We start from the raw sequence: 6528 nt of genomic DNA, 5'->3' as shown, positions 1-6528 counted from the left end.
CGCCACCCCCGCGGCCGCGGCCACTTGACGCGTGGTCGCGAACACCGACGATGCCCGGGTCATCGCTTCGGGAGCCACCTGCGCGAAGGTCGCGGTGCAGTACGAGCAGTTCCCCATCGTGCTGGAGGCGATGCGGGAATGCCTGCAGGACGTCTACGACCTTCCCGGGTTGACCGAGCTGATGTCGCAGGTGGCCGCCCGGAAGGTGCGGGTGGTCGAGGTCGAGACCCCGACGCCGTCGCCGTTCGCGCGCAGCCTGCTGTTCGGCTACATCGGCATGTTCCTGTACGAGACCGACGCGCCGCTGGCCGAACGGCGATCGGCCGCGTTGAGCCTGGATTCGACGCTGCTGGCCGAGCTGCTCGGGTCGGAAGCGCTGCGGGAGCTGCTCGATCCCGAGGCCTTGGAGGAGATCGAGCAGCAGCTGCAACGGCTCGCCCCGGACCGGCGCGCCCGCGACGCGGAGTCCGCAGTGGATCTGCTGCGCTTCCTCGGTGATCTGTCCACATCGGAGGCCGAAGCGCGAGGTGTGCGCGCCGAATGGCTGGCCGATCTCCTGGAACAGCGGCGCGTGCTGCAGGTGCGCATCGCCGGGCAGGAGCGCTGGATCGCCATCGAGGACGCCGGCAAGGTCCGCGACGCGCTCGGTGTCGCGCTGCCGGTCGGGGTGCCCGAAGCGTTCACCGAACCGGTCGCCGATCCGCTGGGCGATCTGCTGATCCGCTACGCGCGCTGCCGCGGTCCGTTCACCGCCGATACCGCGGCGCAGCGCTTCGGGCTGGGAGTCGCGGTGGTGCACGGCGTGCTGGACCGGATGGCCGGTTCCGGTCGGCTGGTCCGCGGCGAGCTGCGGCCGCTGGAGGCCGGGGGCGGCCGGGCGTTGGAGTACTGCGACGCCGAGGTGCTGCGGCGGCTGCGGCGGGCTTCGCTGGCCCGGTTGCGCGCGGAGGTCGAACCGGTCGAACCCACCGCTCTGGGCCGATTCCTGCCTGCTTGGCACGGCATCGGCGCGCGGCTGCGCACGGCGCCGACCGTCGACGACGTGTACTCCGTCGTCGAGCAGCTGGCCGGGGTGCCGGTTCCGGCCAGCGGCCTGGAGTCGCTGATCCTGCCCGCGCGGTTGCCCGGCTACTCCCCCGCGCTGCTCGACGAGTTGACCGCGACCGGGGAGGTCACCTGGGTGGGATCCGGCGCGTTGGCCGGCGGTGACGGCTGGATCGCGTTGGCGCCCACCGACGTCGCCGATCTGCTGCTGCCGGATCTGCCGGAGGAGCCCGGCGCCGACTCGCCGCTGCACCGAGCTGTGGTGTCCGCATTGGACGGTGGGGCGCTGTTCTTCCGGCAGCTGGCCGATCGCGCGGGGGCGCTGCTGCTGGAGCAGGAGGAGAACGCACCCGCGGATGACGAAGTCACCTCGGCGTTGTGGGATCTGGTCTGGTCCGGCTCGATCACCAACGACACGCTCGCCCCGTTGCGGTCCTTGGTCTCCGGGCGCGGTGCTGCGCACAAGCCTCGACGCAGTGCGCCACGAGGCCGTTATGCGCGACTGCGTGCGGGGCGTCCGTCGATGCCGAGCCAGAGCGGTCCGCCGACGGTTTCCGGACGTTGGTCGCTGGCGCCGCAGCCGTCGAGCGAACCGACGCGTCGCGCGCACGCCCGCGCTGAGGCGTTCCTGGAGCGGCACGGGGTGCTCACTCGCGGAGCGCTGGACATCGAGCGCGTCACCGGCGGATTTTCCGCCGTGTACAAGGTGCTCCGGGCTATGGAGGAATCCGGGCGTTGCCGTCGCGGGTACGTCGTCGAAGGACTCGGGGCGGCGCAGTTCGCGGTGCCCGGTGCGATCGACCGCCTGCGCGCGCTGTCCCGGGACGAGAGCGACGGCGAGGCCGTGGTGCTGGCCGCGGCTGATCCGGCCCAGCCGTACGGCGGGGCGTTGGAATGGCCTGCTGCGATGGGCGAAACCCGGCATCGACCTGGGCGCAAGGCGGGCGCGCTGGTGGTTCTCGTGTCCGGCGAGGCGGTGTTCTACGTCGAGCGCGGCGGGAAGTCGCTGCTGTCGTTCACTGAGGACGAGTCAGCGCTTCGAGCAGCTGCGGCAGGGCTCGCGCGCGTCGTCCGCGACGGTTGGCTGGAACAGCTCTCTGTGCAGCGCGCCGACGGCGAAGGCGCGTGGGGATCACGGCTCGCGGCGGTGCTGACCGAAGCAGGATTCCGCGCCACCCCGAAGGGCTTGCGCCTGCGCGCCTGACGTCCGGTGTTCGCCACGCAAGAAGACCACCAGAACCTCAGAACTCAGTATCGATCGCGAGGCGTTGATCGATAGTCAAGTTGTGGATCTGTACCAGGTCGTGCTGTTGGCCATCTCGTTCGCGGCGGGTGGGTTCACCCTGCATCGGCTCGTGCGGCGGCACGGCTGGCAGGACGGCTGGCAGTTCTCCGGTCTCGTCGCCGGTGCCCTGCTGGTCGGCGCCCTCGCCTACATCGCGGCGTACACGCTCATGATCATGGTGCTCGCGACCCTGTTCGTCATCGCCTGAAAGGCCAGCTTTCCCATTCCGAGGGGAAATTGGGCTTCGATGATCGACAATCCGGACGTGGACGCGTTCTTGATCACGCTGCTCGCCATTGCACTGCCGGCGGGCGGGCTGAACATGTACCGCAAGCTGCGACGGCACGGCTGGCGGGGAGGCTGGCGCTTCTCCGGTCTGCTGCTGAGCTCCGCGCTGCTCGGAATCCTCGTCGCCTACGCGACAGTCTTCATCTTCGTCTTGTTGTTCGCAGCTCTCCTCTCCTTCTGGGACCAACCGTGACTGTTGAGCCCGCTACAGCTCCATGAACGGCTTCGGGTAGGCGAATTCGCCGCGGATCGCGGGGTCGTAGGACGCCAGGGTTCGGACCTGGAAGTGCGAGGCCCAGTCCGGAACCTGCGGCGTGATCCCGCGCTCCTGCGCCGGCTCGAACCCGAACTTCGGGTAGTAGTCCAGGTGCCCGAGCAGCACCACGACCGGCTCGCCGAGCGCATCAGCCGCACCGAGCACCGCGTGCATCAACGCCGCACCGACGCCGCCGCGCTGGAGGTCCGGCAGCACACCGATCGGCCCCAGTGCCAGCGCCGGAACGTCGCCGACGTGGCCGCGGGTGCACACGACGTGCCCGACCACCTTCCCGTCCTGCTCGGCGACCATCGACAGCTCCGGCAGCCAGGAGTCGTCCGCGCGCAGCGCGTCGACGAGCCCGGCTTCCGCCGGAACCGCGTCCGGCCGGTCGGCATCGGCGAAGGCAGCCGCGTGCACCTGGTGGATCGCAGCGGCATCGGCGGGGGTCTCGCGTCGGATCAGCACCCGACCACGCTGCACCGATTGCGCTTGTGCCGCAACCGAATTTTCCCCCGCCGCCGTCAGCGTGTGGCGAGTTGCAACAACCCCCACAGCTGAGCCACCGCGTTCGGATCCCCGCTGGTCTCCACCGCCCGGTTCGGCAGTCGACCCCACATCCACAGGTAGACCGCCGCCGCGTCACCGCCCACCACCGCATCCGGCGTCGTGGTCGCCACGTCGTCCGAACTGACCACCGCGGTCCCGTGCTGATCCGCGGTGACCAGCCAGTTGCGGCCGTCCACGTACACCCCCACCGAACAGGGGTGGCTCGCGGTGATGCCCAGTGCGCGCAGCCGGTAGTCGAACCACACCCGCAGCACTTCGTCGATGCCGTCGGTCGCGACGTCGGGCTCGATCGCGGTCCGCTCCACGCCCGCCGCCGTCTGCACGTCCACCCGGTGCACCGTGGTGGCGTGCAGCATCCGGCGCAGCCAGAACCGCACCTCGTGCTGCTCCGGCCACCAGGTCGGGCACGGGTCGTGCGGTGGTCGCGCCCCGAACTCCGCCAGCAGTCCGGCCAACCGGACCGCGAACCGGTTCGTCACCTCGCGGAGTTCGGGCTGCTCCGGCAGCGCCCACTCGCGCTCCATCTCGGCGGACCCCAGCCAGCACAACACGTCCTCGCACAGGTCGCCCACGTGCCGCACGGTCTGCCCCAACGTCCGCCCGGACGCGCTCCACACCGGAGCGTCCGGGTGCGCGTCGTGCGTCGCCGCAGTCAGCAGCTGCGCCTCGATGCCGAGCAGGTCCAGCATCCGCCCGTAGTCCAGTCCCACCTCAGTGCCGTTCACCGCGCCACCCCCAACAAGCTGCGCCCAACGATGTCCAGGAATTCCCGGCTGCGCGCCAGAAGACCGTCGGCGTCGAGCCAGGTGATCGTCGGCACGCCGGCCTCGGCGGCCGCGCGCCGGTCCGATCGTGCCGCGAAGTAGGCCGCCCACTCCCGCAGTTCCGGGGCGGCCTCGATTAAGAGCGTCCACACGCTGGCCGGACGCCCCTGCTCGCGCTGCCGGGAACGGGCCACCACCACTGCCGTGGCCGCGCGCAGCGCCGCCACGTGGGCGGACACGTACCGCTCGCCCGGGTGTTCCGCCTGCTCCGCTTCGTGCAGGCAGGTCCGGGCGTTGAGCAGCAACGACAGCGAACCCGCCGGCGTTTCCGCCTCGGGGGTCGGGCCCTGGTTCTCCACGGAGCTCCGCGGAGCGGGAATCGAGAGATCGGCGGGAAAAGACATCGGCGCTCTCCTCTGCACGACGAAGCCGTCCACACCACCCGGCGACCGCGCTGCCCAGCGACGACACGTCCCCGAGCAGCTGGTCTTCGAGGCGGTGGGCCCGGTGGAGGAGTGCTTCCCCCACTCCACCACCGGACCCGATGTTCGAACTGACGTTCATCGAACTTCCGTTCGAACATCTTCAGATTAGCGCGCTCGGCCGATCGACTCAAGCACTGCGCCGTAGCTCACCTGTTCGAGTCATGACCAGCGAAGATGATCACCCGGAGGGACGAATCGAACACCGGGTGACCGCACCGACACCCGAAGGGCACGCCAGGCAGGACCTCGCGCCTCGAACCGGCTACTGTTCGGCCGTGACCGCCGCACCATCGCCCCGCTGTGACCGGATCGCCGAGCTGACCACCGACCAGCTCCGGGCCCGACTGCCCGAGGCCCTGCAGGTCTACGTGACCGCGATGGGCTACCCGCCCAGCACCGCCCAGCAACGCGCCCCGATGTGGTCGGCGCACATGCTGCGCGCGGGCTGGCGCTGCATCGGCGCGTTCAGCGAGCAGGACGAGCTCATCGGCATCGGGTACGGCTACCTCGGCGCGCCCGGCCAGTGGTGGCACGAGCAGGTCCGCCGCGGCCTGATGACCAGCGAAGTCGCGATCGGCGACTGGATGGACGACTACTTCGAGCTGACAGAGCTGCACGTGCACCCGGCAGCCCAGGGCGGCGGGCTCGGCGAGAGCATCCTGCGCCGCCTGCTCACCGGCGCACCAGGCAGCAAGGTCCTGCTGTCCACGCCGGAAGGCCCGACGCGGGCCTGGAAGCTGTACCGCCGGGTCGGCTTCACCGACGTCCTGCGCAACTACCGGTTCACCGGCGACCCGCGCCCCTTCGCGGTGCTCGGCCGCCCCCTCCCCCTCGAGCCCCGCTGACGGCCTGCGCCCCGCTCGGACGTCCGGGGGCAAAATCCGAATAACTTTCACGAAAATCCTTGCCCATTCGGCACGTGATCGTCTTCACTGCGTCATCGACGGCTGATGACAGGTGGAGGTGCCGATGGGCCAGGTGGGACTGCTCCGCAGAGCAAGCGGGATCGCGTTGTCGGTGTTGGCCGGGGTCTCCCTCGCCACCGCTCCCGCGGCGGCCGGCGAACCCGAGTACCAGCACTACGTCGCCCTCGGCGACTCGTTCACCTCCGGACCGCTGATCCCGTGGATGCGCCTGGACCCGCTGCTGTGCGGGAGGTCCACGAACAACTACCCGTCGCTGCTGGCGCGCGACCTCGAGCCCGCGAAGTTCACCGACGTCAGCTGCGGCGGCGCGGACACCACGGACATGACCACCGCGCAGGACTGGTACTCCGGACCCCAGTTCGACGCGCTCACCGCGGAAACGGACCTGGTCACGCTGGGCATCGGCGGCAACGACTTCAGCGTCTTCGGCGACACCATCGCCATCTGCTCCGGCCTGCGCGCCACCGACCCGGTCGGATCGCCGTGCCGCGAGCACTTCGCCACCGACGGCGGGGACGACCTGAAGCGCCGCATCGAACTCACCGGGCACCGCGTGGCGGAGGTCGTGCGGGGCGTGCAGGAACGGTCGCCGCAGGCTCAGATCCTGGTCATCGGCTACCCGCGCATCGTGCCGCCCACCGGCTACTGCCCGGACGTCATCCCGATGGCCGACGGCGACTACCGCTACGCCGACGAGATCGAGCAGGAGCTCAACGCCGCGATCGCCGGCGCGGCACAGCGCACCGGCGCCACGTTCGTCGACACCTACGGCCCGTCGCTGGGGCACGACGCCTGCGCCACCGGGGGCGCGGCCTGGGGAACCGGTCTTCTCCGCCGCCGAGGTGGTGTCGATCGCGCGGGCAGGCCATCCCGCCGTGGTCGCGGTGGTGCAGCAAGAAGTCGTCGGCAT

Annotated in this window: 7 protein-coding genes and 1 pseudogene; 5 read left to right on the top strand and 3 right to left on the bottom strand. The window is 70.6% G+C overall.

All coding sequences use genetic code 11. From position 1 onward, the window contains the following. Window positions 1-88 precede the first annotated feature (88 nt). From ABTZ89_RS33755 to ABTZ89_RS33745, 3 genes and pseudogenes are all read left to right on the top strand, one after another. A pseudogene (locus ABTZ89_RS33755) lies at window positions 89-2248 on the top strand (Lhr family helicase); the annotation flags it as partial. Window positions 2249-2330: 82 nt separating this feature from the next. Continuing rightward, window positions 2331-2537: a hypothetical protein gene (locus tag ABTZ89_RS33750; RefSeq protein WP_270953036.1), complete on the top strand. Its 207-nt coding sequence runs from the start codon at window positions 2331-2333 to the stop codon at window positions 2535-2537. 39 nt (window positions 2538-2576) lie between these two features. Beyond that, on the top strand, window positions 2577-2810 hold the full coding sequence (locus tag ABTZ89_RS33745) for a hypothetical protein (protein WP_351052455.1): 234 nt from the start codon (window positions 2577-2579) through the stop codon (window positions 2808-2810). A gap of 12 nt (window positions 2811-2822) precedes the next feature. Here the strand turns inward: ABTZ89_RS33745 and ABTZ89_RS33740 are convergent, their stop codons facing one another. The 3 genes from ABTZ89_RS33740 to ABTZ89_RS33730 are packed head-to-tail and all read right to left on the bottom strand — an operon-like array spanning window position 2823 to window position 4611. Beyond that, window positions 2823-3341 (bottom strand): GNAT family N-acetyltransferase, encoded by a 519-nt coding sequence (locus ABTZ89_RS33740; protein WP_351052453.1) that lies wholly within the window; start codon window positions 3339-3341, stop codon window positions 2823-2825. Window positions 3342-3397: 56 nt separating this feature from the next. Then, complete coding sequence (locus tag ABTZ89_RS33735; protein ID WP_270953033.1) at window positions 3398-4168, bottom strand: maleylpyruvate isomerase N-terminal domain-containing protein; 771 nt, start codon at window positions 4166-4168, stop codon at window positions 3398-3400. Further along, window positions 4165-4611, bottom strand: a complete 447-nt coding sequence (locus ABTZ89_RS33730) for an SAV_6107 family HEPN domain-containing protein (protein ID WP_270953031.1) — start codon at window positions 4609-4611, stop codon at window positions 4165-4167. The genes ABTZ89_RS33735 and ABTZ89_RS33730 overlap by 4 nt, the downstream gene beginning before the upstream one ends. A gap of 356 nt (window positions 4612-4967) precedes the next feature. On the opposite strand from ABTZ89_RS33730, the gene ABTZ89_RS33725 reads away from it, so the two are divergent. Together ABTZ89_RS33725 and ABTZ89_RS33720 are read left to right on the top strand one after the other, a co-directional pair. Then, window positions 4968-5537, top strand: coding sequence for a GNAT family N-acetyltransferase (locus tag ABTZ89_RS33725; RefSeq protein WP_270953030.1), 570 nt, complete (start codon window positions 4968-4970; stop codon window positions 5535-5537). A gap of 124 nt (window positions 5538-5661) precedes the next feature. Beyond that, on the top strand, window positions 5662-6528 hold an 867-nt coding region (locus ABTZ89_RS33720), incomplete at its 3' end, for an SGNH/GDSL hydrolase family protein (RefSeq protein WP_351052448.1).

It is taken from the genome of Saccharopolyspora sp. NPDC002686 (assembly GCF_040295745.1).
GTDB classification, from domain to species: Bacteria; Actinomycetota; Actinomycetes; order Mycobacteriales; family Pseudonocardiaceae; genus Saccharopolyspora; species Saccharopolyspora oryzae.
The sequence above is the reverse complement of the archived record's forward strand: the minus strand, read 5'-3'. Positions and strand labels throughout refer to the sequence as shown.